Genomic DNA, 25,385 nt, shown 5'->3' on the forward strand with positions numbered 1-25,385 from the left:
CCTATGAAGCACATCGTTCTAGAGATTGGGCTGGCGATTTGTCTCATTGCCTCTGCGGGCTGGCTTTCCACGAAGCTGCGATTTTCCGTCGTTCCGTTTTACATTTTGATCGGGATGGCGGTCGGCCCCCATGCGCCGAAGTTCGGGGCATTCGATTTCCGCTTCATCGACAGCGCTCCGCTGATCGAATTTATGGGCCGTCTCGGGGTGCTGTTCCTGCTCTTTTATCTCGGACTTGAATTTTCGGTCAGCCGGCTGATCAAGTCCGGGCGCTCCATCGCGGTCGGAGGCACGATCTATATCGCGATCAACTTCACGCTCGGGCTGCTGTTTGGCTGGCTCTCCGGATTTCCGCTGTACGAGACGCTGGTCATTGCCGGCATTACGACGATTTCCTCCAGCGCGATCGTCGCCAAAGTGCTCGTCGATCTGAAGCGGACGGCCAATGCCGAGACGGAAATGATTCTGGGCATCATCATGTTCGAAGACGTGTTCCTGGCCGTCTATATTTCCATTCTGTCCGGACTGCTGTTAAGCGGAGCCACATCGGTAGGAGGCATTATCTTGTCCGCGCTGATCTCGCTCGCCTTCATGCTCGTCTTCCTGATCGTCGGGCGCAAAGCGGTGCCTTGGCTGAACCGCTTCCTGAATATCCGGTCCAACGAAGTGTTTCTGCTGTTCGTCTTCGGATTTTTGACGGTCGTTGCGGGCTTCTCCGAAACGATTCATGTCGCGGAAGCGATCGGCGCGCTGCTCGTCGGGTTGGTATTGGCCGAGACCGAGCACAGGCACCGGATCGAGAAGCTGATTCTTCCGTTCCGGGATTTCTTCGGGGCGCTGTTCTTCTTCAGCTTCGGCCTGACTATCGATCCGCTCGCGCTCGGCGGCGCCGTCTGGCTCTCCTTGGGAGCGGTTCTGCTGACCCTCATCGGCAATTACGTGGCAGGGATGCTGGCCGGGCGAAGCGCCGGGCTATCCCCGAAAGCGTCGTCCAACATCGGGTTGACGATCGTCTCTCGGGGAGAATTCTCCATCATTATGGCCAATCTCGGCAAAGCTGGCGGATTGATGACCGTCCTGCAGCCGTTCGCCGCGCTGTACGTGTTGATTTTGGCGATTCTCGGACCGCTGCTGACGAAGGAATCGAAGCTCGTGTACGGCTTGCTGAATCGTTGGTTTAAATTTGACAAAACGGCAGCGCCGCCGGACCGCTCCAAGGCGCAGGAAAACCATCCGGCCTGACAACGCAAACAAGCCTGACGGAAGGGATCGCTCCCTTTTCGTCAGGCTTGTTCATGTTGGCTTAGATCAACAAATTAAACAAGTTCGGGTCCTTATTAATCTCGCTGAACCGCAGCCCGCGCTGCTCCATCCGTTCGATCAGCGGACCGTAATCGTCCTTGTGCTTGAGCTCGATGCCGACAAGCGCAGGACCGTTTTCTTTGCTTGTTTTCTTCGTATATTCGAACCGGGTAATGTCGTCGGTCGGTCCGAGCACGTATTCGAGAAACTCCCGCAAAGCGCCTGCGCGCTGCGGAAAATTGACGATGAAGTAATGCTTCAGGCCCTCGTAGATGAGCGACCGCTCCTTGATTTCCTGCATCCGGTCGATGTCGTTGTTGCCGCCGCTGACGACGCACACGACATTTTTGCCGGCGATCTCCTCGCGGTAAAACTCCAGCGCCGCCACCGACAGCGCTCCCGCCGGCTCCGCCACGATGGCGTTCTCGTTGTACAGCTCAAGAATCGTCGTGCACACTTTGCCTTCCGGCACGACGATGATATCGTCGAGGAACTCGCGGCAGATGTCGTACGTCAGCTCGCCGACCCGCTTGACCGCCGTGCCGTCGACGAATTTGTCGATCTCGCCGAGCGTGACGATCTCGCCCGAATCGACCGATTGCCGCATCGAAGGCGCTCCGGTCGTTTCCACGCCGACGATCCGGGTAGTCGGGCTGACGCCCTTGATATATGTGCTCATGCCGGCAATGAGTCCGCCGCCGCCGATCCCGGCGAATACGTAGTCAACCGGCCCCTGCATGTCGTTCATCAGCTCCAGACCGACGGTACCCTGCCCGGCAATGACCTTCGGATGATCGAATGGGTGAACGAACGACAATCCTTCGCGTTCCCCGTAATCCAGCGCTTCCCGCAGCGAATCATCGAAGGTGTCCCCGGTCAGCACGACATCGACGAACGGGCCTCCAAATAGCTTGACTTGCGATATTTTTTGCCGTGGCGTTGTCGTCGGCATGAAAATTTTTCCCGGAATTTGCAGCGCTTTGCAGGAATAAGCCACGCCTTGGGCATGGTTGCCAGCGCTGGCGCAGACAACGCCTTTGTGCAACTTGTCCTCCGGCAGACTGCGGATCATATTATAGGCGCCGCGAATTTTGAACGAGCGGACCACCTGCAAGTCCTCCCGCTTCAAGAACACGTTGCAGCCGTATTTTTCGGATAAAATGAAATTTTTTTGCAAGGGGGTCTGATGTACGACGTCCTTCAGCAGATGGCTGGCGACGAGAATATCCTCTAGTTTGATATGCTGTGCGGTCATAATCGCTTTTCCTCCAACCCGGTGTACATAAGTCTCGCGCCCGGTAGTACGGGCTTGCTCGCAATTTCTCCTAATTATACACCGTTCGGCGCATCTGTCCATCCCCTTTCTCATGGCCTATCTTCTTTAGCGCCCTTGACTTAAGACCTTATGCCAGGGAATTAAGAAGCAACTCACCCCGAGGAGCCGATGGACACTGTAGACGGGAAGCCCCTTCAGTAGCGACGTTAAGCGAAAAAACAACCGAAACGCAAAAGCGAGTTGACCGGAAATGCCAACTGGGGTGCGAAGTTTGAAGCGGACGCCATCCACGTCTGGGGAATACGGAAGGTGACCACTCGCCAATATCTGAACGCGATCGTAAGACAAAATCGATCGTAGCTCCTTTCGAATCCACTGCTCAATATAGATACTTCCATTGACCTCTTACCTTAATATAAGTCTCATCAACACGCCAAGAATCAGTAGTTCACCATCAGACATGGTGATCTTGCAGAAATATCCCCCCGGTTTAACACCGTATTAGGCCGGATGGAAAACGGGGGGATCTGCAACTGAATGTTTCCGTTACTCCCTCGAAGCGAACCCGTACACCTCATACGGATTCTCACAGGGTTGCCCTATAGCCAATTCAAATGTACCTTGAGACATGTTCATAATAATGGAAAACACGGTACTGGAGATCATCGGGCGGCCGAGGTCGGGAGCCAGCACTTCCCCATGCCTGCAAATGCCGTCCGGATACCCGCCATGATCACGAAAAATTCGTTTTAAAGCGTCCGTATCAATTTCCTTTCCATAACTAGCCAATTGCTTGTTGGCGCGTCCCTGACGCAGATGCGTATCAGGCGATATGATTCTTGCCGTATCGTGAATTGTTACCATCCGCGGGCCGATAAAATGGTTGGCATGAACCAGATAGCCTTCAGTGGGGTAAAGAACATCATAATTGGTCGGCGCCGCTTCTACATTCAGCGCTTCCCCTTCCTTGTGCGCGATCAGGTAATTGGCCGAGGTGCCCCGCGTTAGGCGTGCAACCTGTCCCACCGCTTGGGGAAGCGTTTTACTATTTAAAATCCCGCGGAGTACAATATGAATCGGTACACCCATTTCTCTCTCCGATGTTCCGAGGAAATTCAGGCAAACGCCGATTCCTGCGCTGTTCATGCCGATCTTCCCCACGATTCCCGCTTCCGTTACCATCAGGATGGCCGGGCGTGGTGCTTGATTGATTTCGAGAACGATCATCCCCGGTTTGACCCGGTTGTTCCAATCCCAGTTTTGGCCGAGCAGCATCTCCTGATTTTTCGTCGCCTCAGGTAAGACCGCCATACTTGTGCATCCGTCCGACGGCACATTGCTTCCTGCCAGATTCGTGATGATCTCACTGCGGGTATTGAGCACGATCAGATCGATCAGATCTACTTCCGCCCCCTCGCTGATCCCTTTGATTTCATCCAGAATCTCGGCGTCATAGCGTTCGATCCAGGGAATGTACTGGATGGCATACGCACGGGCCGCTTGCCATTGGACTTGGGCCATCTCTAAAAACAGAGCTTTGTACGTTTCGATATTATGAATGATCTGCTGTTTGGCCAGCTGTCCGAGTTGTTTCCCTCGCTCAAATGCGGACCCTCTCACACGGTAATGCGGAAACGATGTCATGTTGCTAAACCTCCAACGGCATATAAATGTTCTAGTAATTTGCGGATGATACGGTTTCTTCTTTGACAACGCTTTTGCGGGTAAGCACACTGATTAGCAAAGTGATCAGTAGATTCACGAAAAGCGCGATAAACCCGGTGTTCAAATCCTTAACTACCTGCGGCAAACCGGGAAATAGCGTCCCAATCGTCGTCTTGGAAATCGTCAAATAGGCAACGGTCGCCACACCGAATAATATTCCCCATGAAGCTCCATATTTGTTGACCGGGTTGTTCGGCAGCAAGCTCCACAGGAGGGCCGGAAATAACTGAGTGATCAAACTAAACGACATCAGCAATAATGCGTACAGGGCATTGCCTCCATTAAGGACAAAGTAAAGAGAAATGAGACCAACGACCGGAACGGTTAGTTTCGCCACCTTGGCTACGTGCGCCTCGCTGCTTGACTTGGCCAAAGGCTGGTAGACGTTTTTCGCAAATAATGTCCCAATCGTTAGCAAGATGATGGAGGTAGGCACCAGTGCGGTTAACAGTCCGACCCCGCCAATCACCCCGATAAACCAAGGGTCAAATGTTTGAATGGAAAGCCGTAACAAGGCCAAGTCCCCTTCCGCCCCTTTTAATCCAGGAACTTGCAGGATGGCCGTATAGCCTACCAAAAAGACGAATACAAGCAGCAAGGTGTAGAGCGGCATAATAATCGTATTGCGGCGAAATACTTTTTCGCTCTTGGCTGATAACGCTGCGGCAAAAAGCCCAGGCTGCATGTAAAAACCGACTGCTGTCAACAAAACGGTGGAAATGACCCAACTGAGGCTCTGTCCCTTGTCGGGCAGTGTCAAATGAGCCGGTTTTGCCGCCTGAACCGCTTCGAACATCGGCTTAATTCCGCCATAGTAGTGATAGGGTAAATATAATCCCAGAAATACCACGATCATTACGATGGTGATATCCTTGATAATCGCCGTCCAAGCAGCGCCGTGAATCCCGGAAATCATGACATAGATAGTAACGGCGATGGTCCCAATCCACATGGCGAGCGTAGGTGAAATCATCCCGTAAGAAGTTTCCGATACGATAATGCCAAGCCCTTTCAATTGCAAGACTACCACCGGAACGGAAGCGACCATTCCGACGACGGAGACCAGCATGCCCAGCGGCGCACTCTCATATTTGCTGCGAAAAAAATCGGAGATCGAAATGAGCTTGTGTTCTTTGGCGTACCGCCAAATCGGAGGCAGCAAATAGTAAGAAAAGACATAGGCCAATGTCATGTACGCAAGGACGTAATAAGCAGGTGAGCCAACCTGATAGATCATCCCGCTGCCGCCAAGGAATGTGAATGTCGTAAAGAATTCTCCGGCAAGCAAAAGGAAAATGAAAACGATTCCAAAACCGCGCCCTCCAACGGCCCATTGCTCCAGGTTCATTTTTTTGCCCCAGCCCGAGCGAATGGCTAGAAAAATAGCCGCCATCAAAAAGGCAAACATAATTAGCAAAGCGCTGTTCATCAGACGTCCTCCTTCCGATCAGCAGGATCAATAAAATTGACGATGGCCATCACGGCCGAGGTCAGAATGACCCAAAGCACGATCCAAAAGAGTAAGAACGGCATTCCTAACACCAAAGGAGTGGCCTTGTTGGCAAAAGGGAGTCCGCCCAGCATACCGATAAAAGGTATCAGTCCCAATGCATGAATCGGTTTCATGAGTTGCCTCCTCATTTTTTGTTTGATGTTTTTTCTCCTTTCTTGCAAATCTCATAAAGCAAAAAGAATGCCAATAGCGAAAATCCCACAAGTAATGCGGTCGGACCATTGGCTCACGTAAAAAACGATCCATAAATAATTCAATTTTACTTTCAATGATCCGTATTTGGATCACTTTTATATTTTTTATCATACTGCTTCAATTTTCGCACAAAGGTAGGCTGGCTCATCTGCAAGGCTCGAGCTGCCTTTCGCGTTGACTTGTGCAAGACCAGTGCACGTTTCATCCCCTGAAATTCAAACAATTCCACTTCTTCCTGAAATGATTTGGGAATGATTTTGCCCAGAATCCCAAATATCTCTCTCGGCAAATGCTCGGGTAAAATCTCCCCGTTTGGACAAGAGATAGCCATCCGTTCCAGCACATTGATTAATTCCCTGATATTTCCGGGCCAATCATACTGGCAAAGCATCTGAATGGCTTCCTGGGTGATTTGAATCTGGATCGCATTCTTCTCCTGGTAGCGTTGCAAAAAATGTTCAATAAAGAACGGTATCTCTTCTTTACGCTCCCGCAAAGGCGGAATCAGGATGGGATAAACCTGAAGCCGATAATACAGATCTTTGCGGAAAACTTTTTGACTCACCATTTCCTCTAGCTCCTGATTGGTAGCAGCGATAATACGAACATCGGAGCGGATGATCTTCACTCCCCCGACCCTGCGAAACTCCTGCTCCTCCAACACACGCAGCAATTTCACCTGTAATTCAAGCGGCATATCGCCGATCTCGTCCAAAAACAGGGTGCCTTTGTCGGCCAGTTCAAAAAAGCCCGGCTTTCCTTCCTTGCCTGCCCCGGTGAACGCCCCCCTCTCATAGCCAAAAAACTCGCTTTCCATCAGGGAAGCAGGGATTGCACCGCAGTTTACCTTGATAAACGCGCCTTTTGCCCGCTTGCTATTTCGATGGATGTACTTGGCGATCACCTCCTTGCCGACCCCCGATTCGCCCCGAAGCATTACTGGCGAATCAACGGAAGCCACCTTGGCGGCCGCATCCTTGACATCCAGCATCACTTTGCTGCGCACAACCAACCCACCTTCGTTAGCCTGCTGTTGCTTGAGTGATTTGATTTCCTCCAGATAATTCTGATTTATTTGTTCCATCTTACTTAAATGCCGCTTTAACTCGTTTAATTCTGTCATATCGCGTACACAATTGACCACGAACTCAACTTCATTCTGGTCATTAAACATAGGCATGCCAGTTGTCATAAATTCCTTGTACCCGTTTTCATTAACAGCGCGTTGCATGATCGTTACCGGCCGTTTTTCCTTCAATACCTTGAAGGTGCTTGATTCATTAGAATAAGTTTTGATCCCGGCCGTGCTTCGAATATCGGTCCCGATCAATTCTTTTGCTGTTTTTCCTACAAATCGCTGATATGCTTTGTTTACTTTCACAATCGTTCCGTCTCGGTCTGTGATGATCACCCCGTCGTAGAACAGGTCCAAGATACTATCCAGGTCTTTTTGCACAAGCAGTATGTTCCCCCTTGTTATCCGATTCAGCTTCCCTTTATTGTAGTCTGTCTGTCCCTGAACGTCCATGGAATCGGGAGGAAAGTCAAAAAAGCCAAATGATCTCTTTTGGGTGCGAAGTTTGAAGCGGACGCCATGCACGTCTGGGGAATCCGGAAGGTGACCACTCGCCAATATCTGAATGCGATCGTGTTGCTGCTGCACTAGCGATGGCACGTCAGTCAAGTAAAGTCGCCTTATGCTACAATGCACCATTGATTGACCCTTAGATTCTGCTGTCTAGTTCTTGATCACGGAATTATGCAAAATGCTCATGTAAAAAAACGGACCTTCCCCCGGCATCCCATGTGCCTGGAAGAAGGTCCGTTTCCCGTTGCAACTCTAACCTTTTTTAATAGCTTTCTTTCTTTTATCGAATGATGATGGTGTGTACGAGTTGGTTTTTGCCTCTCAGCTCCAAAGCGCGTCCTGCGGTCAGCTGGCTGACATCGCCGGAAATGTACACTTCAGGAGCGACTCCGTAAACAGCCGTTTGCACACCGCCGTTGTTCACGTTTTGGTTAATCGTAATGTTCGCGAGTCCGCCTTTGGAGTTCAGCGTGTAGCTGTTCAGCGTTCCCGTTACCGTGAAGTCCGTTTGCTGCTGCGGATCACCCGTCGTGTTCAACACTTCGACGTAGATCGCTTTGCCGCCGTACGTGCGGATCAGCACCTGATCGCCCGTACGCAGGTCGCCGGGAGCTACGCGGGAGCCGTTGCGGAATACGAATACGTTCGAATCCATCTCGACGTTCAGAGCTTCGTTGTTTTGCAATTTAACCGGCAGCAGGTTGTTGTTCAGCGCGCCAGTTACCGTGCCTTTCACCGATGCGCGGTCCGGCAGCTGGCTGCCCGTACGATCCAGCAGCGCGGCAAGCTCGGCGCGGGAAACCGGCTTGTTCGGACGGAACGTGTTGTCCTCGTACCCGTCGATCAAGTTTTTCTCGATCGCCACGGCAACGTAGCCTACGGAGCCGGCGGAAATTTTGTCGGCATCGCGGAACGGGAGCTTGGCGTTCATTTTCGCTTTGGCTTCGTTCTGCAGCTTCATCGCTTTGACCAACAGCGTCGTCGCCCACAGGCGGTCCGCTTCTTTCTCCGGCTGGATCATGTCGTCCGTCTCGGCGAACAAGTCGTTTTGCAGCGCGACGGAAACGTAGCCGGTCGCCCACGGATATTTTTGCTTTAATTTGTCCGCATCCTTGAAGTTCAGGTTAGCCGCTTTCGCATCGGCCGACTCGGCTTGATCACGCAGCCCCATCAAGCGGACCGCAGCGGTAATCGCCTCGATGCGGGAGATCGTTTTGCGCGGCTGGAACGTGCCGTCCTCGTAGCCTTCGAATACACGCTTGGAAGCGAGAGAAGCGATGTACCGCTGCGCCCATTCCACATCCTTGCCCTTCAGATCGTCAAACGTCAGCTTAATGTTAATATTAACATCTTTGCCGTAATCCACTTTTTTTACGATCGTGTCGCGGTTGTCACGGTCCTTATCCTTGTCGTGACCTTTTCCTTTGCTGTCGGCGAAAGCCGCGGTCGAACCGCCCAGCACCATCGCCAGGGTTAATCCGGAAATCACGGTCTTCTTGAATGCTTTGCTCATCATTCATTCTCCTTTGCCAAGTGGGTTGTATCGCGGTCCCCATCCCGACGAACGCACGGACAGTACAGGACCCGCCGCGCTCAAATAGCGGAGGAAGTCCGTCGCCCGTCGATCAACCAAACCGGGTGCGATATGTGATGAAGTATGAAAAGAGGATGGTTCAGAACCTTCGCGAAGAGTTCCTGACTTCCCTTACATCGTTCGCCCCCCTGAATTTGTTTAGGGGGGTCACTTTAGATCGCCTGCCAAAAATGTTAAACTTAACTGGATACCTGGGATTGTTCGTTTTCGGACCCTGTCCCGGAATCTACCATAAACGAAAGATAAGGAGAGAGAGATGAAACTTAGTGGCAAAAAGCTGACGGTTGTTCTGGCTCTGGTGGCCTTGGTCGCCCTCGCTGGGGTCTATGCGTTCCTGCAGCGGGACGCGACGGCCAAGCCGTCTCCGACCCCAACGGCAACCGCAGGAAAAGACGATTCGAACGGCGGCAAAAACACACCCGCCTCCAAGACGGACCCCGACCTCCCGACGGAGCAAACGGATATCGTCGTCATCGGCAGCGAACTGGAAGGGCTCTATCTGGCCCGCGCTGCGGCGGACGAAGGATTGAAGGTCAAAATATTGGACCCGCGCAGTGCGTTCGGCGGCCAAGTGCTGCAGGGAGAGATGCTGTTCCTGGACGAAACCCGCGACGAACAACGCCGGCTGCTGGTCCAAGGCCGGGCAAAGGAGCTGTTTGACGGCTTCCGCAACGGCAAAATCCGCAAGCTGAAAGAATTCGAGCAATATTTTGACAAGCTGAAAAAGGACATTCCCGTCGAGCAAGGGATTAAGATCGAGAGCATCGAGCAAAACCCCGGCCAATTCGGCGGGCAGGCGTTAAACGGCATCGTCTACACGACGAAGGACGGCAAGAAGAAACGGATCGACGCCTCCTACTGGGTGGAGAACACCGATTACGCCGCGATGGTCAGCAAGCTTCAGGCGACCCGGATGCCGGGACTGGAGAAGTTCTACGGGCAAAATAACATCGAGTATATGAGCTCCGGCATGATGATGAAGTTCAAAAACGTCGATTGGGCGAAATTCCAGCAGAGCTTCAACAATATGCCGAAGGAAGAGCGCAGCGCCAAATTCGGCTGGGGCTCGGTGGATAACAGCTTCGCCATCAGCCTCTCGGGCATGACGAGCAAGTACAAGCCGACGAACGACCGCGTGTTTCTGCGCGGGCTGAATGCGGTGAGCCAGCGGGATGGCGAAGTGATTATCAATGCTTTCCTGATCTATACGGTCGATCCGTCGGATGACAAATCGGTGGCCGATGCGTTAGAGCTCGGGAAGAAGGAAATTCCGCTGATCCTGAACCATTTCCGCAAAAGCTTGCCCGGCTGGGAGAAAGCAGAGCTGAACGGGTTCCCGAACTACCTGTACATCCGCGAATACAACCACTACGAGACAGATTACGTACTGAAGCCTTCGGACATGCTCGGGGCGAAAATGTTCTGGGACAACGTGAGCATCGGCGGCTACCCGCTTGATCTGCAGGGCACCAGCGCCAACATGTGGGGCATCGAGATGGGCCGCCCGGACAAATACGGGATGCCGCTCCGCAGCTTCCTGCTCAAAAATTACGACAACGTCATTATGGCCGGCAAAAACGTCGGTTCCTCCGCCATCGCTTACGGCAGCGCGCGTATTCAGCCGAATACGAGCTTGGCAGCCGAATCGATCGGCGTCATTCTGGGGCAAATTCAAGGCAAGAAGAAGCTTCGCGAGCTGAAAGAAGCCGACATGCCGCAGCTTCAGCAGTATCTGGCTTCGGAGTATAGCATCAAGCTGACCGGCGTCACCGGCAACAACAAGCTGTCCGGCTGGTCGGCCGACGAAATCGCCAAGCTGGATACCGGCGAGATCGTATATCCATCTTATATGAAAACGCGCAAGAAATAACAAGCAAGCCCTCCTGCACCGGATCATGCGTCCGGTTGCGGGAGGGCTTTGTTTTATGATTCCTTGCCTTTTGACACATCGGGTAAAACGGAGTACAATAATTTAATTCAAACTTCGAATTATTCATAAATAAAATTATTAAGAGCTAAAATTCAAAGGGGGAGCCGTTATGCAGGAGCAGGGGCTTCATGCGTCCACAGAGATTGAAAAATGGACCCGGCTGGCAATGCGCCGATGGATCTCCGAAATAACAGGCCGGCTGAAGCACGGGCTGCCGATTCAGCAGTACTATTTGCTGGAGAGCCTTCGGGCGAACGGGACGATGCGGTGTTCGGAGCTGGCAGACACGCTGCAAATCACGCTGCCGGCCGTGACGAACCTTGCCAATAAGCTGGTGACCGGCGGGTATGCGGAACGGGCGTATAACGAAACGGACCGAAGGGTCGTCATGGTGACAATCACGCAGAAAGGTCTGGGCGCTTTGGGCGAGTTGGACGAGAAAGCGGCGGAATTGGTGGAGTGGTTCTGGCGAGGGCTGGAGCCGGGCGAAACCGCTGAATTGACCCGGCTGCTCCGCAAAGCGGTCGAGTATAGAACGGTTGTAGATAGAGACTAGAGAACGGACGGTTACCTTCGACCAGGAAGGAAACCGTCCCTTTTGCTTCCATCATAAGCGCAGCCCGAAGGTCACGCGTGCCGTGGACCCTTCAAATGCTACGTTCCGAATCGCCACATGCTTCGGCATATAACCGTTCAGATCAACCTGAATCGGCTCAAGACTCAGCCATTCGCCCGGTACGGTAACATCCCGGACGACGGTGCCGGTATGGACGGCCGTCAAATACGGCTCGTTCCAGGCAAGGTCGAAATTGAGCCGCGCGCCCACCTTCCAGCGGTCTTGAAGCAGCAGCGTCACGTCAGCCGCGAGCCGTTCTCCCTTCAGGAAAAATTTCGCTCCCGTCAGCTTAACGCCGGGACGAAGCTCAGGCTTGCGGGCAAGCGCTTTTTTCAGCAAATCGCCTACCTCCTGCTCCGTCAACACCGCTTCCGGCTTGAGGTTGGTCACCATAGCGGCGAGCTTTTCGCGCACCGGAAGATCGTTGTACGACAAGTCCAGCGCCGCTTGCGGCTGCGCGTACCATAATGCCCCGGCGGCCAGCAGCGCCACCAGAATCACGATCGTGACGATTCCTTTGAAGAGCGATTTCATCTGACTTCCCCCTTAGAAGGAGCCGGTCCTAACCTGAGCCCAATGTCCTCTCCCGGAGTTTGATAGGCGGAATCGGCGGCTCCTTCTTTACCTTTTCGGTTTACCCGACGGATCGCGCTTTTCCTTGAGCCAGCGGGGCGCTCCTTTGTTTTTGCGGTCCCGCTCCCGGTCCGCCTTGCGTTTATCCGGGGCAGCCGGAGCCGGGATGCGGCCCGTGCCGGTCTGTGCCGGCTTTACGCTCTTGCCTTCCGTACGAGGAAGCTTCGGAGCTCCCGCCTGGGCAATACGCGCTTCAGGCTTTTCCCTTCCCGACGGCGCTTCGTCCGGCACCCGGCGTTCCACGAGCTTCTTCGCTTCCCGGTGAATAGTCCGCTCCTGCTCGGGATCGACGATTTTGCCATGAAACATCGTCCGCCGCTTGATCTCGATACCGAGCGTTTTGGCGAACTTATCGATAATGAACTGTTCCCGCGGAGTAATGATCGAGACGGCCGTGCCTTTGCGGCCCATCCGCCCCGTCCGCCCTACGCGGTGCACGTAATGGTCCGCATCGATCGGCGGGTCGAGGTTGATCACATGCGTGACTTGCGGCAGGTCCAATCCTCTGGCAGCTACATCGGTCGCCAGCAGCAGTTGGAACTTGCCCGCGCGGAACGCCTGCATCGCCTTGGCCCGCTCTTGCTTGAAGGAATCCCCGTACAAGCCTTCGACCGACAGGCCGACGTATTGCAGCTTCGCCACCGCTTCCCCGATATCGTCGGTCTCATTGACGAACACGATCGCGGCCTTCGGGTTATACAGCCGGACAATCCGGCGCAGCGTATCGATTTTCTCCCGTTCCTGACATACGAAATACAAGTGCTCCAGCGTTTCCGAGGTGCGCTGCGCCGGATTTACCCGGACGTAGGCCGGATCGCGCATCCAGCGGTCGATGACGTCCTGCAGCGGCGGCGGGAACGTCGCGGAAAAAAACAGCAGCTGCCGGTCGCGCAGCATGCCTTTGAACAGCGCCTCCACATCCTGCATGGACCCCAGCTCGAACACTTGATCGACCTCGTCGACGACGACCGTGCGGATTCCATGCAGCTTCAATTTGCGAAGCTTGACCAGTTCCTGCACGCGGCCGGGCGTCCCGACCACGATCTGCGGCTTGAGCTTCAACCGGTCGATCTGGCGCTCGATGGATGCGCCGCCGATCAACTGCTGCACGCGGATGTCGCTATCTTTCACAAGTTGCTCCAGCGTCTGTACGATCTGCATGCCGAGCTCCCGTGTCGGCACCAGCACAAGAGCTTGTACCTCTCTCGTGCCCGTGTCTATTTTTTGCAGCAGCGGCAGCGCATAGGCCAGCGTTTTCCCCGTACCGGTCTGCGATTGCGCGACAACATCCTTTCCCTCAAGCGCGATCGGTATCGCTTCGGACTGTATGTCCGACGGCTCCGTGATACCGAGCTCCTGCAGCCGCTTGACATACTGCGGAGCGATATGTAAAGCTGCAAACCCCGTATTCATTCGATCATCCTTTCTTCCCTTGCGTTTCCTTAGTATACCAGAATATGCGGGCGATTGCCCCTACCCGGCGGGAGATGGCCGGCTTACCGGTCCTAACCTTCCGCTCGCTCCCGCTTGCTTGCAATCCATCCGAATACCGCATCAAGCGCACACTCATCGTCCTCCTTCGGAAAGCGGTGCCCAAGCCCGTCGTACAGCTCCATCGTGTACTCCTTCCCAGCCCGCTCCAGCGCCGCTCCCAACTTGCGCGCCTGCTCCACGCTGACCTGCGCATCCGCCGTACCATGCACGATCATAACGGGTACGCGGATCGCATCGACCCAGCAGACGGGCGACCGCCGCTCGTAGCTTTCGGCCTGCTTGCGCGGATGGCCGACGACCCGCTTCAGCATCCGCCTCAGATCGACCCGCTCTTCATACGTATCGAGCAGATCGCTTACGCCGCCCCAGACGACGACCGGACCGGCGCCTTCGCACTCTTTGGCCGCCAGCAGCGCCATCAATGCGCCGCGCGAGAAGCCGATCAGCGGAATCGGTCCGGACTGCACCTCCGGCAGCGATTGCATAAGGGTAATGGCGTGATGCACGTCAAAACGGTCTTCCCCTCCGAAGTCCTCCCGTCCCTCGCCGCCTTCGTTGCCTCGATAAAACGGCGCAAATACCGCATACCCGCGCCGCGCCATCGAGAAAATGCGGCGTTTGCGCACCATTCCGACCTTGCGGATGCCTCCCCGGCAGTAAATTAAGCCCGGAACGGGCATGGTAGCATCAGGCACGGCAAGATAACCTTTAACCTGAAGTCCTTGGCTAATATATGTCAGCCGGTAAAGCGATATACCCTTCGCCAGGCTGCGGAGACTTTCCCTCCGGACCAGCGTGCCGCCGGATAACCCACTTGGCGGAAGGTTTGTATCGGTAGGTATAGGCATGTCTCGGTTCACTCCATTTTTTGACACAAAATCGTTCCGGCGTTACACTAAGATGTATTATGACCGGAAAGGAGGATTTTCAAATGAATTCCCGTTTTGCCGCCGAATTCGAAGGGCTGGTCGAGAAATATACTGAGCTGCTGACCGGCGACGCTTCCGCTGAAACCGTGGAAAAAATTAAAGCTTGGGCAATCTACAACCATATCCATAAAACGATGCCGGCTCTCGCCAGCCATTGGAATCAGCAGCATCCCGAGGGTAAAGCCGATGTCCGCAAGCTGTTCGAAGAGGTCCGCGATCTGAATCAGAAGCTGAAGGCCGCCAATCAACAGGCGGAAGTGAAGGCGGAGCCGGAGCAAGAAGCCTGATCACTGAGAACCCATGCTACCTTTACCATACCCTGCACGAAGACCGAAAAGCAATCGACCTCGGTCTTCTTTTCTTCATTTTTCGCTGACAGAGGAAGGCGGAATATCGACTTGCAGGACAAACAACGAATAGGCGGCGCCGCATTCCTTCGTTTTACAGGTCGGACGTGCGGCTATTTCTTGTTGAGCAATTTATAGGCTACGCGGTCGAATAGCCGCGGAAACATCTGATACAGCTTCACCCCCGCAGCCGCCATGAACGGCAGATTCACCTCGGGCGTTCCCCGCACGATGGCTTCCAGCACCGACTGAGCGACGCGCTCCGGCTTCAGCATAAACCATTGGATATTTTTTACGTAGTTGCCCGAAGGGTCGGCCCGGTCAAAAAACGGCGTATCGATCGGCCCGGGGTTGACGGCGGTCAGACGAACGCCGGTGCCGACAAGCTCTTGCCGCAGACAGTTGGTCAAGCCGAGTACGGCATGCTTGGTGGCGGAGTAGCCGCTCGACTTGGCCGATCCGATCTTCCCGGCCATGGAGGCGATATTGACGATATGGCCGCTCCCCTGCTTCAGCATGGAAGGCAGCACCGCTTTCGTACAGCGGATCGTCCCCATGTAATTGACGTCCATCATGCCCTCGAATTCGCTTAAGGGCGCATTCACGAACGAATCGAACACGCCGTAGCCCGCATTGTTGATTAGAATGTCGATCCGGCCGTATTCGGCGATCACCCGCTCCATCGTTGCCGTTACCTGCTCCGCCGAGGTGACGTCGAGCCGATAGACACCGTGCTTGCCCTGTATGTTAGCGGACGCCTCCGTCAGCTTTTTCTCTGATCGCGCCATCAATATAGGAACGGCTCCGCGCTGCGCCAGCATCTGCGCCATCAGCGCGCCGATCCCGCTGGACGCTCCCGTGATTACCGCGATTTTGCCCTGAAAATCCATCCTCCGGTTCCCCCTGTCTTCTATCGAACAAAAAAGCGAAGCGCTCCCGGCATTATTGGAACCGGAGAAGCGTTCGCTTACAGCTTACACGTTATGGACTTGTCATTTCAACTATAGAACATGCCGCTTGGTTAAGCCATCAGCACTTGTATATCCAGTTCCCCGATGCCTTCCATAATCAGCGGGATCGTCAGCGCCTTTTGCGCGTTGATGCCGGCCGCATGCGCGGAATGAAGCAGCTTGGGCGGCGTAATATCGACGCGGACCCCTTGGTTGAACAGCATCGTGCTGGCATTGCCGCTGATCATATTGCTGAGCTCGGAGATGGCGCTTCTGCCGATGTCGTTCATTTCGGTGATCGAGAATCCGCCCATCATGGCGGACACGACCTTGAGCGCGACTTCCTCGTGCAATCCGAAGACGATGTCCCCTTCCATTTGTCCGGTCATGCCGATTTGAATCCAAATGTATTTTTCAGCAAACTTCACGTCCTTGATGCCGAGCTGTCCGGTGGTCGGTCGTACATTGGCGACTTGTTCGATGACGATTCTGGCCGACTCTAAAAACGGGTTGATAAGCTCTGCCTTCATAAGATGACCGGTCTCCTTTTTTCGACAATATGCCTCAGTTCCATAGGACTTTTTTGTTATTTCATTATACCTAAATTCATGATGCAAGTATAGAACTTTTGTCGTGTTTCGTGTGAAATATAACAAAAATCATAGGATTGAAGCAGCCTTCGAAGAAACGGTCTGGATTCTTTAAACACACAACAAGTGACTCCCGGGGACTTCGCCGGGGCCGGCTCTCTCCTGCAAGCAGGGCTCGTACATCTGATGGCGTGGTTCTCGGCAACGAACTGTCCGTCCAGCCAGCGCCCTTCCGCATCGAACCGACTGCAGCATGCGGCGCTTCGGCCTCGGCACCGACGATGAACCGAACATCCGTCCTCCCCTCGCTACCTTTATTCTAGCAAAATACCGATCAGCTTACTACGATAAATCGACACAAGCGTCGAATTTTCGTCTAAGATGACAAAAGGCGGCCAAGCTACCCGAACGGGTCTCTCCGCCGCCTGCCTTATTCCTGCCATCCATAGCTGTCGTAAAATACGCCCGCCAGCGCGTTCTCAACCGCTTGGCGCACATGGGGAATCATATCTTCCGGAAGACCGTCCAGCGGATACCATGCCATTTCGGAGCATTTCTCCGGTTCCCGGTTGTACGGCTCCCCCTCCCATCGCTTCACGGTCAGAAAAAAATCGATCCATTCGCCCGTATCCGAATTCCGGTGCATGACGCTCGCCACTTCCAGATCGGCCGGGTCCACCCGGACGCCGCTTTCCTCCCACGCCTCGCGCGCAGCCGCCCGCTTCACTTCTTCGTTCCCGTCCACTTTGCCTGCTACCAGACTCAGCTTGCCATCCTCGTAACCGGTATTGGTCCGGCGAAGCAGCAGCAGCTTGTTGTCCCGCACAAGGAGCAGATACACGGCGCTGTGTATCCGGAACCACTCTTTTTCGGTCGCACTCATATAAGTTGTCCTCCGCTGTGTCGTCGTTTATCATAGGGCCGTTAAAATCAAGCTTGTCCGTTCGTTCCAGAACCATTATACATCTCTACGGACGGATTTCACATCCGCAGCCCCATCGCGTTGCCGGAACTGTACCGGCGCAAGCCGCGCTGAAAGAACCATAGACCGGCCGCGGTCACGAGCCCCGCCATGCCAAGCGCCTGCAGCGTGAACGCGAGGTCCGCTTCCCGCAGCAGTCCGATCGGCAAATAGCTGATGAATCCGGCGGGGATGACCGTGAACAAAATCAGCCGGCCCCAGCCGCTGAAAATGCCCGTCGGATAAGTGGAGAAGGTCATAATCGCATTGAACAGCTGTTGGCTGATGCCCTCGGCCTGCCCGATGTAGAAGGCGAGCGACTGCGTCGTCACCACGAAGAATAGAAAAATCAGCAGCGCGATCAGCAGCGCCAACGCGAATTTCAGCAGGCCGAGCGGCGAGCGGTCCCCGAACAGCCCATACAGCAGCAGGGCGAACAGCACGTCCCCGATCGCAGAGACGGACATCCGGCTGACCAGGATATGAAGCAGCACCGGCTTCGGCTGCGTCAGGTACAGATCAAGCTGGCCGCCAGCAATCAGCGAGGCCAGCCGGTACGCATTGCCGAACAGCACGGCGGACAAGCCGAAGCCGCCGGCGCTCACCGCCCACATCATCATCACGTCTTGCAGCTCCCAGCCGTTCACGACCGGAAACCGATGAAAATAAAGCCCCATGCCTTGTACCGCCGTCTTCTCGCTGTACTGCGGGTGCAGCAGCGAACGTACCCCGGCCTTGAAGCCTTCCTCCTTCCGTTTCACGGCGAACCGTTTGGTCAGCCCTTCGGCCCGTATCGCATTCATATTCCTCCTTCTCCTTTCCTCTGCTAAAGCAGAAAAGACCCCATGCCGTTTCGCCTTGTCGGCGGAACTTGCACGAGGTCTTTTATCCCTACGGTGTAGCGCGGCTCCAGGAGCAGCGCGCCGGCTTCGCTTGGTTCGCCCGGCCGTTCGGCCGTCGGTTCCCTAGAAGCCCTTCCACGTTAATTGTTATATACTACCATGCGTTGTAAGGAATGACAAGATGAAATTGTTCAGCCAGCAGCAATGGCATTGTTTTTTTCATGATGACTCCGGATTTCGGCATCTCTCCATCCTCCTCTGTCATGATATGGAAATGGATGCTGCTGCCGCTCCGAAGGTTGCACCCGCGCTGAAAATCGCAAGAACTTAGATCACATAATCGAGCACCTGCTCATATGGAAAATACGACTTCCCAGTGGGCGCAGGAGCATACAGATGGAAGGCCACCGCGCGCTGAGGGCCGGAATTGCGAAGCTGGTGAATTTGTTTTTTCGGCGCGTAATAATAGCTTCCTTCCTCGATTTCAACCTCCCCGGACAAACAAGGGTACCCGTAACCGTCCAGCCGGAACATCCGGTTCGTCAGCGTGCCTTCGAGCAGCCTCGAGCAACCGACGGAAGCCCCGTGATCGTGAATGTACGTTTCGGTACCCGGAGGGAGATGGATCAGCACCGCTTCGGCGGCATCGTTCCGGTACAGGCATGTTCTTCCGTAAGGCAAGTCCGCAGGCTCCGCAATGTAGGGCGATAAAGCTTCAAGTGACAAATCCATGCCTCTCATGATCGCCTGAAGCTGCTTGGGCGAGGTTCTGCGCAAGGGCAGCAGCGCGTTCAAAATCCGTTCGATCGTTTCGATTCGACTCATGGGGTTCCTCCGTTCATAACATTTTTTTACCGCTTTAATAAGTTCATTTTATAATCTAATATATTCCTCTTTCAACCAAAAGTGAACTTTTCGTAAAAAACGGCGGCGGCTTCCAGCTCTCCCTTAAGAATGTTTTAAGATTTTGAATCGTTCGTCGTTAAGATTTGCCGGCTATACTAGGTGACAGTCAACGTTCGGAAAGGAGAGTGGCCCGCATGCCGTTTGTCAAGGTTATCCCGGCGTGATATGCTTTTTTTGTCGTCGGCGCCGCCCGGAATGCACGCCGACTCCACTCCGCAACAACCGAGATTTTTTGGGATGAAAAGGAGGTCGGCCCCTGTGGCGCAGCCTACAATATTGCTCGTCGACGACGAGAAAGAAATTATCGATTTGCTGGAAATTTATTTAAAAAACGAAGGCTATCGCCTGCTGCGCGCAAGCAACGGCATCGAAGCGTTAAGCGTGCTGCAAAAGGAAGATGTCGATCTGATTGTGCTCGACATCATGATGCCGAAAATGGACGGCATCGAAGCCTGTCTGAAAATACGCGAACAGAAGCATATGCCGATCATCATGCTATCCGCCAAAAGCCAGGACATGGACAAAATTCTCGGCTTGAGCACCGGCGCGGACGATTACGTCGCCAAGCCGTTCAATCCGCTTGAGCTGATTGCCCGGATCAAGTCGCAGCTACGCCGCTATACCCGGCTCAATGTTCAGCGCCCGAATAAGGAACACGAGCTGGAGATCGACGAGCTCACGATCAATACCGCGACGCATGAGGTCAAGCTGGACGGCCGGGACATTAAGCTGACCCCGCGCGAATTTGCCATCCTGGAGCTGCTGGCCCGCCATCGCGGTACGGTTTGGAGCATCGAGAAAATTTACGAGACCGTATGGAAGGAAGCGTATTTCGATTCGGACAATACCGTGATGGTTCATATTCGGAAAATTCGCGAGAAAATCGAGGACAATCCGCGGAAACCGAAGTTTATTAAAACGGTTTGGGGAGTGGGATATAAAGTTGAGTAAACAAGAAAAGATCAAACCGCCGCGCAAGCCCATGCTTGACCGCTTCCCGTTCACCTGGTTCCCCTTTAATCTGCTGCGGGGCATGATCCTGTTCCTCCAAGACCTCTACAGAATGGCGCGCAATCACGTGCAGTGCAGCATCCGGCTGCAGCTGATGCTGACCTTTGCCTTCTGTTTCGGCGTGTCGCTGGCATTCTACGGCATCAGTTCGGCGCTGTTCGGCGCCGTCAACCAGAACACGGTCATCGATTACAGTCAAGGGATGGAAAGCATCGATCGTGAAGCCCGCTCGCTCGCGGACCGGTTCCTTACGCCTCCGAGGCGCAGCAGCAGCAACGAAAACGGGACAAGCAACGAATCTCCCAGCGGGGCGACGCAGACGCCCAAACCCGGCACAGCCGTTCCTGTCCCTCATGCGAACGGTCAAGAAGAGCCCGGCAGCGTGCCCGGGGCCCCGGCGGCCAATTCGCAAGCGAAGGAGGAAGCCGACCGCCACAAAGATTTTGAGACTACGGTCAAACGGCTCGTTACCAACGACAAGCTCAAAGTTGTCATTACGGATCTGGAAGGCAAAGTCGTCTTCCGCAGCGAAAATGCGCCGGAAACGTACGTCGACGTGCACAACGTTATCCGCAACGCAATGGAAACGCGCAACCGGGAATCCGATTCCCGTTCGGAGTTTTCCAGCTTTTACCCGGTGACGTATAACAATCAGAAGGCATACTTAATCGTCAGCGGCATCCCTCAACCGAACATCAGCTACCATAAGGGCGAGAACCCGCTTTCCATCTTGGCTTCGCTCGCCGTCTTTATCTTTCTGTTCTACTTTTTAACACAGCGGAAAATGAAATATATCGAGGAGCTTGCGAGCGGTCTTCGGATTATCGCTACAGGCAATCTGGATCATCGGGTCATCGAGCGCTCCCAAGACGAGCTCGGATCATTGGCGCGGGACATGAACTTTATGGTGACGGATCTGCAGCGCAGAATCGAAGAGGAACGGCGCGCCGAACAGCTCAAGAACGAGCTGATTACGAACATTTCGCACGATTTGCGCACGCCATTGACGCTGATCATGGGGTACTTAAGACTGCTGCACGACAAAAATTTCGAAACGTCCGAGCAAGCCGCCGGTTATGCCAGTATCGCTTACAGCAAATCGGAGAAGCTGAAAGGGCTGATCGACGATCTGTTCGAATTTACAAAGCTCTCCAATCATGACGTTCCGCTGCACAAAAAGGGCGTCGTGATCAACGAAGTGCTGGAGCAGCTGCTGGAGGAATATGTGACCCTCAGCGAGGAGCAGCAGCTCACGCTCATTCGCAGCCTGCCGCAGGAGCGGCTGCTGGTGCGCATCGACGTGGACAAAATGATCCGCGTGTTCGAAAACCTGCTCGGCAACGCGATCAAATATAGCCCTAAGCCCAGCGTCATCACCTTCGGCATGATCCGCGAACGCGAGCACGCGATCATCCGGATCTCCAACAAAGCGGACGCTTTGACCCGCGACGAGTTGGAGCAATTGTTCGATCGGTTCTACCGGGTCGATAAAGCCCGGACATCGGATACCGGAGGCTCGGGACTGGGTCTTGCGATCGCAAGAAGCATCGTCGAATCGCACGAAGGCACCATTTGGGCCGAGTCGGAGAACGGCGAAATCCATTTTTACGTGAAGCTGAAGCTGGCATCTTAGGATGCCGGCTTTTTGGGTTATTCAGGCGCAGGCGAATCAAGCGACACGTTCGCCTTGGAAAGCTGTGCGCGGTATAATGGATCGGACAACGCAGCAACGAGGCGGGCCCGTGCGGCACGCCCCTCAAGAATGGAGAATCGGATCATGAGTCATGGATTTTTGCTGGATTTGGACGGAACGCTGTACCATGGGGACCGTCCGATCCCGTATGCGGCGGAATTTATCCGCTGGCTGCGGGAGAAAGGTTACCCGTTCCTCTATGTGACCAACAATTCGTCTCGGACGCCGGAGCAAGTTGCGGCCCACCTCATCAAGACCGGGATTGAAGCCAGGCCGGAGGAAGTACTCACGTCCTCGAAAGCCGCTGTGATGTATTTGCAGGAGACCGGCGCCCGGAACGGACGCGTGCTGTGTATCGGCGAGGAAGGACTGAGAACGGCCCTGAAGGACGGCGGCTTCGAACCCGTCACAGCGGACGCGCCGGAAGGAACGGTCACTGCGGTCGTACAAGGCATCGACCGGGCGTTCCACTACGGCAAGCTGCTTGCAGCCGTCCGTCACATCCGCGGCGGAGCCCCGTACATCCTGACGAATCCCGATCACTTGCTGCCGTGGAACGGCGAGCTGACGCCGGGAGCGGGCTCCATCGCGGCTTCGATCGAATGGGCAAGCGAAACGCCGCCCGTTGTGATCGGGAAGCCTTCGCCGATCATTATGCGCTACGCTGTCGCCAAGCTGGGGTTAGCCCCTGCGGAGATTTGGACGGTCGGGGACAACTTGAACACCGACATTCGCGGCGGGGCGGACGCAGGATGCCGGACGGCGCTCGTGCTGACCGGACTGGCCAACGCCTCGAATGTGGACGAGCAGATCGCACGAACGGGCGTGCGTCCCGAGCGGATCTGCACGCATTTGATGGAGCTGGCGGAAAGTCTCGGCTAATCGATGGCGTGCTGCTTCCGGATTTCGCCGATCCGGCGAATGTGGACGTTCGCGTGGCCGGCCATCATTTTCATCAGACGGCCGGCCGTCTCTTCCCTGCCGGAGGCGATGACGCTGCGCGCCAGCGCTCCCGGCGTATGCTCGCATACGCTGAGCACGTGCTCGCGCAGCAGCCGAAACAGCGCGACCTCGGCGCGGACCGGCCGCGAGGCGTAACGCATGCCCGCGGCCCACGCGTCCTGCGAGAAGCCGTTGCCGTTGTAGGCGCGTCCGCGCTCCGGCCCGGCCAAAGTGAACTTGAGCTTGTGCAGCGCCGCAAGCTCCAAATCCACCACATGGAGCACCTGCTCGCGGATGCTCCATGTGCCGGGCGCCCGGGCCAGATCGAGCCCGGCCTCGCCAAGCCCTTCCAGCGCGGCCTCCAGCCGGTCCGGCCCCGCTGCGAACAAAGCGAGCGTTTCCTCGTCGCTCGGAAACAGCTCTTTCCAATACGCCGCGCGGTAGCCCTCCGGCGTCGTGATCGTGACCGTCCGCCAACAGCCCGGCTCCGTCTCGTCCCTACAGCGCCCGCCGACCTCCTCGGCGCGCTGCTGGAGCCGCTCCAGCGCCTCGCCGGGCGGCGCTGTCACATAAAACCGGCCGCCGGGCGACAGCTCCCGGCATGCCGGAGCTTGCAGGCGGCGGAGCGCCTCCGCCGCCATGCCTTCCGCGGCGAGCAGCGCGATCTCGCCGCCCGGCTGACGCAGCAGCGCGCAGCCCTCTGCCGCGTTCAGCTCCAGGCGCTCCCAGCCGAGCGCCTGCTCGTAAAAGCGCAGCGCCGCCGTCACCTCCGGCACGCGCAGCAGCAAGTCCGCTTGAACCGCGTTGGTCCCCATTCGCGTTCCCCCTTTGCAGAAACTGAGGCTGAGTTCGCCCTATTTTACCATATCCCGATCCAAACAAACGTCGGAAACGAACAAACACCGCCCTGCAAAAGAGCGGTGTTTGGCATTTGTCAACCGCTGACGACGGTTTTGGACCCGCCGCTGCGCGAAGATACGTCATAGCTATCAAGCTCTTCGTCCGCTCCATTGTTGAACGCCTCGCGGTCGAATTCTTTCTCCGTTACGGCGACGACAAGAGAGCTGACCGTTGTACCCGTTGCGTTGATGGCCGTCCGGGCCATATCGAGAATCGCGTCGATGCCGAGCACCATCGCCATCCCTTCGATCGGAAGACCGACGCTGGCCAGCACGACCGTCGTCGAGATCGAAGCCGGTCCGGGCACCCCGGCCACGCCGATGGAAGCGATCATTGCCGAGCCGACGATGAGCAGATAATGCGTGATCGTCAGATCAATGCCGAACACTTTGGCGACGAAGATCGCCACAATCGCCGGATACAAGCCGCCGCAGCCGTTCATGTTGATGGTTGCGCCCAGCGGGGCGACGAAGCTGGCGATCCGGTCGGATACTTTAAGCCGCTTCGTAATCACCTCCAGGTTGACCGGCAGCGTCGCATAGCTGCTCCGCGTCGTGAAAGCGACGGCCAGCACGGGATAAATCTTTTTCAGGAAGCGGATCGGATTGACCCGCGCCACGAACGTGACCAGGAAGCCGTAGGTCAGAACGAAGTGCAGCAAGCAAGCGATGTAAACGGCGATCACCACTTTGCCCATCGGCAGCAGCGAAGCGAGGCCGTATTTCGCAGCCATCGCCGCCATCAATCCGAACACGCCGTAAGGCGTCAGGCGGATGATCAGCTTCGTCACGCGGAACATCACGACGGCGAACGATTGAATCACATCCTTGATCGGCCGGACCGATTCCGGTTTGCGGTTGCCTTCGATCGTAATGGCGACCGCGACGAACATGGCAAAAATAATGACCGGCACGACCTTGCCGGTGGCCATCTCGTTCACCGGGTTCGCCGGTACGAGGTCCATGAACACTTTCAGGAACGACGGTATTTCTCTGGCGGCGAATTTCGCATCCTGCACGTAAGGAATGCCCGCGCCCGGATCGATGATCACCGCAACGACGACACCGATGACCGCCGCGATGCCGGTCGTGATCAGGAATAAGGCGATCGTTTTCGTTCCGATCTTTCGAAGCATATTGGGATCGGATATGGACGTAATGCTGGAAATGATCGTTGCCACGACGAGCGGCATAACGATCATTTTGATCAGGTTGACGTATATGGAACCGATCGTTCCGAGATCGGTTGCCTCTTTACCGAACACTGCCCCGACGACCACGCCGAGCACCATGGCGATTAATACGCGTGTCCCGAAACCCACCTTTTTCTTGGCCGCGAAAAATAGCAACAGCAGGACTACGACAGCCACAGCCCAGCTGGCAATATACAGGGAATTCACAAACCTACGCCTCCTCGGGAGTATATCTAATAATCCCAACCCATTTACT

At 55.2% G+C, this 25,385-nt stretch carries 23 protein-coding genes and 2 pseudogenes; 8 read left to right on the forward strand and 17 right to left on the reverse strand.

What is annotated here, in order from left to right; genetic code table 11:
- Positions 1-3: 3 nt before the first annotated feature.
- On the forward strand, positions 4-1,242 hold the full coding sequence (locus NLX71_RS09740) for a cation:proton antiporter (RefSeq protein WP_254363406.1): 1,239 nt from the start codon (positions 4-6) through the stop codon (positions 1,240-1,242).
- A 61-nt stretch (positions 1,243-1,303) separates the two neighbouring features.
- Here the strand turns inward: NLX71_RS09740 and ilvA are convergent, their stop codons facing one another.
- Positions 1,304-2,557, reverse strand: a complete 1,254-nt coding sequence (gene ilvA, locus NLX71_RS09745; protein ID WP_254363407.1) for a threonine ammonia-lyase IlvA — start codon at positions 2,555-2,557, stop codon at positions 1,304-1,306.
- A gap of 92 nt (positions 2,558-2,649) precedes the next feature.
- Here ilvA and NLX71_RS27285 point away from each other — a divergent pair.
- Positions 2,650-2,857 (forward strand): annotated as a pseudogene (locus NLX71_RS27285) (hypothetical protein); the annotation flags it as partial.
- A 103-nt stretch (positions 2,858-2,960) separates the two neighbouring features.
- On the opposite strand, the pseudogene NLX71_RS09755 reads toward NLX71_RS27285, so the two are convergent.
- The 6 genes and pseudogenes from NLX71_RS09755 to NLX71_RS09780 form a co-directional block, all read right to left on the reverse strand.
- Positions 2,961-3,026: pseudogene (locus NLX71_RS09755) on the reverse strand (DDE-type integrase/transposase/recombinase); the annotation flags it as partial.
- Positions 3,027-3,124: 98 nt separating this feature from the next.
- Positions 3,125-4,222 carry a C45 family autoproteolytic acyltransferase/hydrolase gene (locus NLX71_RS09760; protein ID WP_254363408.1) on the reverse strand — a complete coding sequence of 366 codons (1,098 nt, stop codon included), beginning with the start codon at positions 4,220-4,222 and terminating at the stop codon, positions 3,125-3,127.
- A 31-nt stretch (positions 4,223-4,253) separates the two neighbouring features.
- Positions 4,254-5,732, reverse strand: a complete 1,479-nt coding sequence (locus NLX71_RS09765) for a sodium:solute symporter family protein (RefSeq protein ID WP_254363409.1) — start codon at positions 5,730-5,732, stop codon at positions 4,254-4,256.
- Positions 5,732-5,929: a DUF3311 domain-containing protein gene (locus NLX71_RS09770; RefSeq protein WP_254363410.1), complete on the reverse strand. Its 198-nt coding sequence runs from the start codon at positions 5,927-5,929 to the stop codon at positions 5,732-5,734. The genes NLX71_RS09765 and NLX71_RS09770 overlap by 1 nt, the downstream gene beginning before the upstream one ends.
- A 152-nt stretch (positions 5,930-6,081) precedes the next feature.
- Positions 6,082-7,686, reverse strand: coding sequence for a sigma-54 interaction domain-containing protein (locus NLX71_RS09775; protein ID WP_254363466.1), 1,605 nt, complete (start codon positions 7,684-7,686; stop codon positions 6,082-6,084).
- A gap of 193 nt (positions 7,687-7,879) precedes the next feature.
- Positions 7,880-9,112: an S-layer homology domain-containing protein gene (locus NLX71_RS09780; protein WP_254363411.1), complete on the reverse strand. Its 1,233-nt coding sequence runs from the start codon at positions 9,110-9,112 to the stop codon at positions 7,880-7,882.
- A gap of 337 nt (positions 9,113-9,449) precedes the next feature.
- Here NLX71_RS09780 and NLX71_RS09785 point away from each other — a divergent pair, with 337 nt between their 5' ends.
- Both NLX71_RS09785 and NLX71_RS09790 read left to right on the forward strand, forming a co-directional pair.
- On the forward strand, positions 9,450-11,063 hold the full coding sequence (locus NLX71_RS09785; protein WP_254363412.1) for an FAD-dependent oxidoreductase: 1,614 nt from the start codon (positions 9,450-9,452) through the stop codon (positions 11,061-11,063).
- Between the two features lie 169 nt (positions 11,064-11,232).
- A complete protein-coding gene (locus tag NLX71_RS09790) occupies positions 11,233-11,679 on the forward strand; it encodes a MarR family winged helix-turn-helix transcriptional regulator (RefSeq protein WP_254363413.1) in 447 nt (148 codons plus the stop codon).
- 51 nt (positions 11,680-11,730) lie between these two features.
- On the opposite strand, the gene NLX71_RS09795 is transcribed toward NLX71_RS09790, so the two are convergent.
- The 3 genes from NLX71_RS09795 to NLX71_RS09805 form a co-directional block, all read right to left on the reverse strand.
- Positions 11,731-12,273, reverse strand: a complete 543-nt coding sequence (locus NLX71_RS09795; protein WP_254363414.1) for a hypothetical protein — start codon at positions 12,271-12,273, stop codon at positions 11,731-11,733.
- A gap of 87 nt (positions 12,274-12,360) precedes the next feature.
- Positions 12,361-13,785 carry a DEAD/DEAH box helicase gene (locus NLX71_RS09800; protein ID WP_254363415.1) on the reverse strand — a complete coding sequence of 475 codons (1,425 nt, stop codon included), beginning with the start codon at positions 13,783-13,785 and terminating at the stop codon, positions 12,361-12,363.
- Between the two features lie 92 nt (positions 13,786-13,877).
- On the reverse strand, positions 13,878-14,714 hold the full coding sequence (locus tag NLX71_RS09805; RefSeq protein WP_254363416.1) for an alpha/beta hydrolase family protein: 837 nt from the start codon (positions 14,712-14,714) through the stop codon (positions 13,878-13,880).
- An 83-nt stretch (positions 14,715-14,797) separates the two neighbouring features.
- Here NLX71_RS09805 and NLX71_RS09810 point away from each other — a divergent pair, with 83 nt between their 5' ends.
- A complete protein-coding gene (locus NLX71_RS09810) occupies positions 14,798-15,082 on the forward strand; it encodes a DUF2573 family protein (RefSeq protein ID WP_254363417.1) in 285 nt (94 codons plus the stop codon).
- A 173-nt stretch (positions 15,083-15,255) separates the two neighbouring features.
- On the opposite strand, the gene NLX71_RS09815 is transcribed toward NLX71_RS09810, so the two are convergent.
- The 5 genes from NLX71_RS09815 to NLX71_RS09835 form a co-directional block, all read right to left on the reverse strand.
- The gene (locus NLX71_RS09815) at positions 15,256-16,032 is read right to left on the reverse strand and encodes an SDR family NAD(P)-dependent oxidoreductase (protein WP_254363418.1); all 777 of its coding nucleotides are present in this window, start codon (positions 16,030-16,032) and stop codon (positions 15,256-15,258) included.
- Positions 16,033-16,163: 131 nt separating this feature from the next.
- Entirely contained in the window at positions 16,164-16,622 is a 459-nt protein-coding gene (locus NLX71_RS09820) for a chemotaxis protein CheX (RefSeq protein WP_254363419.1), read from the reverse strand.
- A gap of 490 nt (positions 16,623-17,112) precedes the next feature.
- Complete coding sequence (locus NLX71_RS09825) at positions 17,113-17,565, reverse strand: NUDIX hydrolase (protein WP_254363420.1); 453 nt, start codon at positions 17,563-17,565, stop codon at positions 17,113-17,115.
- A gap of 98 nt (positions 17,566-17,663) precedes the next feature.
- Positions 17,664-18,446, reverse strand: a complete 783-nt coding sequence (locus tag NLX71_RS09830; RefSeq protein ID WP_254363421.1) for an ABC-2 family transporter protein — start codon at positions 18,444-18,446, stop codon at positions 17,664-17,666.
- Between the two features lie 366 nt (positions 18,447-18,812).
- Complete coding sequence (locus NLX71_RS09835) at positions 18,813-19,310, reverse strand: cysteine dioxygenase (RefSeq protein WP_254363422.1); 498 nt, start codon at positions 19,308-19,310, stop codon at positions 18,813-18,815.
- Between the two features lie 318 nt (positions 19,311-19,628).
- Here NLX71_RS09835 and NLX71_RS09840 point away from each other — a divergent pair, with 318 nt between their 5' ends.
- From NLX71_RS09840 to NLX71_RS09850, 3 genes are all read left to right on the forward strand, one after another.
- Positions 19,629-20,342, forward strand: a complete 714-nt coding sequence (locus tag NLX71_RS09840) for a response regulator transcription factor (RefSeq protein WP_302058158.1) — start codon at positions 19,629-19,631, stop codon at positions 20,340-20,342.
- Positions 20,335-22,035 (forward strand): sensor histidine kinase, encoded by a 1,701-nt coding sequence (locus NLX71_RS09845; protein WP_254363425.1) that lies wholly within the window; start codon positions 20,335-20,337, stop codon positions 22,033-22,035. Before NLX71_RS09840 ends, NLX71_RS09845 begins: the two co-directional genes overlap by 8 nt.
- Before the next feature lie 144 nt (positions 22,036-22,179).
- Positions 22,180-22,977, forward strand: a complete 798-nt coding sequence (locus tag NLX71_RS09850; protein WP_309248934.1) for an HAD-IIA family hydrolase — start codon at positions 22,180-22,182, stop codon at positions 22,975-22,977.
- Here NLX71_RS09850 and NLX71_RS09855 read toward each other — a convergent pair.
- Together NLX71_RS09855 and NLX71_RS09860 are read right to left on the reverse strand one after the other, a co-directional pair.
- Positions 22,974-23,852: a VOC family protein gene (locus NLX71_RS09855; RefSeq protein ID WP_254363426.1), complete on the reverse strand. Its 879-nt coding sequence runs from the start codon at positions 23,850-23,852 to the stop codon at positions 22,974-22,976. The two genes, NLX71_RS09850 and NLX71_RS09855, sit on opposite strands and share 4 nt — an antisense overlap.
- A gap of 119 nt (positions 23,853-23,971) precedes the next feature.
- Entirely contained in the window at positions 23,972-25,336 is a 1,365-nt protein-coding gene (locus NLX71_RS09860; RefSeq protein WP_254363427.1) for a dicarboxylate/amino acid:cation symporter, read from the reverse strand.
- Between the last annotated feature and the right edge of the window lie 49 nt (positions 25,337-25,385).

Origin of the sequence: Paenibacillus sp. MZ04-78.2, from assembly GCF_024213375.1 — a bacterium.
GTDB lineage: Bacteria > Bacillota > Bacilli > Paenibacillales > NBRC-103111 > Paenibacillus_G.

Bases quoted from the DNA above. Each gene is read 5' to 3' on its own strand.
- NLX71_RS09740 (WP_254363406.1), top strand. From the start codon at position 4: ATGAAGCACATCGTTCTAGAGATTGGGCTGGCGATTTGTCTCATTGCC.
- ilvA (WP_254363407.1), bottom strand. From the start codon at position 2,557: ATGACCGCACAGCATATCAAACTAGAGGATATTCTCGTCGCCAGCCAT.
- NLX71_RS09760 (WP_254363408.1), bottom strand. From the start codon at position 4,222: ATGACATCGTTTCCGCATTACCGTGTGAGAGGGTCCGCATTTGAGCGA.
- NLX71_RS09765 (WP_254363409.1), bottom strand. From the start codon at position 5,732: ATGAACAGCGCTTTGCTAATTATGTTTGCCTTTTTGATGGCGGCTATT.
- NLX71_RS09770 (WP_254363410.1), bottom strand. From the start codon at position 5,929: ATGAAACCGATTCATGCATTGGGACTGATACCTTTTATCGGTATGCTG.
- NLX71_RS09780 (WP_254363411.1), bottom strand. From the start codon at position 9,112: ATGAGCAAAGCATTCAAGAAGACCGTGATTTCCGGATTAACCCTGGCG.
- NLX71_RS09785 (WP_254363412.1), top strand. From the start codon at position 9,450: ATGAAACTTAGTGGCAAAAAGCTGACGGTTGTTCTGGCTCTGGTGGCC.
- NLX71_RS09790 (WP_254363413.1), top strand. From the start codon at position 11,233: ATGCAGGAGCAGGGGCTTCATGCGTCCACAGAGATTGAAAAATGGACC.
- NLX71_RS09795 (WP_254363414.1), bottom strand. From the start codon at position 12,273: ATGAAATCGCTCTTCAAAGGAATCGTCACGATCGTGATTCTGGTGGCG.
- NLX71_RS09800 (WP_254363415.1), bottom strand. From the start codon at position 13,785: ATGAATACGGGGTTTGCAGCTTTACATATCGCTCCGCAGTATGTCAAG.
- NLX71_RS09805 (WP_254363416.1), bottom strand. From the start codon at position 14,714: ATGCCTATACCTACCGATACAAACCTTCCGCCAAGTGGGTTATCCGGC.
- NLX71_RS09810 (WP_254363417.1), top strand. From the start codon at position 14,798: ATGAATTCCCGTTTTGCCGCCGAATTCGAAGGGCTGGTCGAGAAATAT.
- NLX71_RS09815 (WP_254363418.1), bottom strand. From the start codon at position 16,032: ATGGATTTTCAGGGCAAAATCGCGGTAATCACGGGAGCGTCCAGCGGG.
- NLX71_RS09820 (WP_254363419.1), bottom strand. From the start codon at position 16,622: ATGAAGGCAGAGCTTATCAACCCGTTTTTAGAGTCGGCCAGAATCGTC.
- NLX71_RS09825 (WP_254363420.1), bottom strand. From the start codon at position 17,565: ATGAGTGCGACCGAAAAAGAGTGGTTCCGGATACACAGCGCCGTGTAT.
- NLX71_RS09830 (WP_254363421.1), bottom strand. From the start codon at position 18,446: ATGAATGCGATACGGGCCGAAGGGCTGACCAAACGGTTCGCCGTGAAA.
- NLX71_RS09835 (WP_254363422.1), bottom strand. From the start codon at position 19,310: ATGAGTCGAATCGAAACGATCGAACGGATTTTGAACGCGCTGCTGCCC.
- NLX71_RS09840 (WP_302058158.1), top strand. From the start codon at position 19,629: ATGAAAAGGAGGTCGGCCCCTGTGGCGCAGCCTACAATATTGCTCGTC.
- NLX71_RS09850 (WP_309248934.1), top strand. From the start codon at position 22,180: ATGAGTCATGGATTTTTGCTGGATTTGGACGGAACGCTGTACCATGGG.
- NLX71_RS09855 (WP_254363426.1), bottom strand. From the start codon at position 23,852: ATGGGGACCAACGCGGTTCAAGCGGACTTGCTGCTGCGCGTGCCGGAG.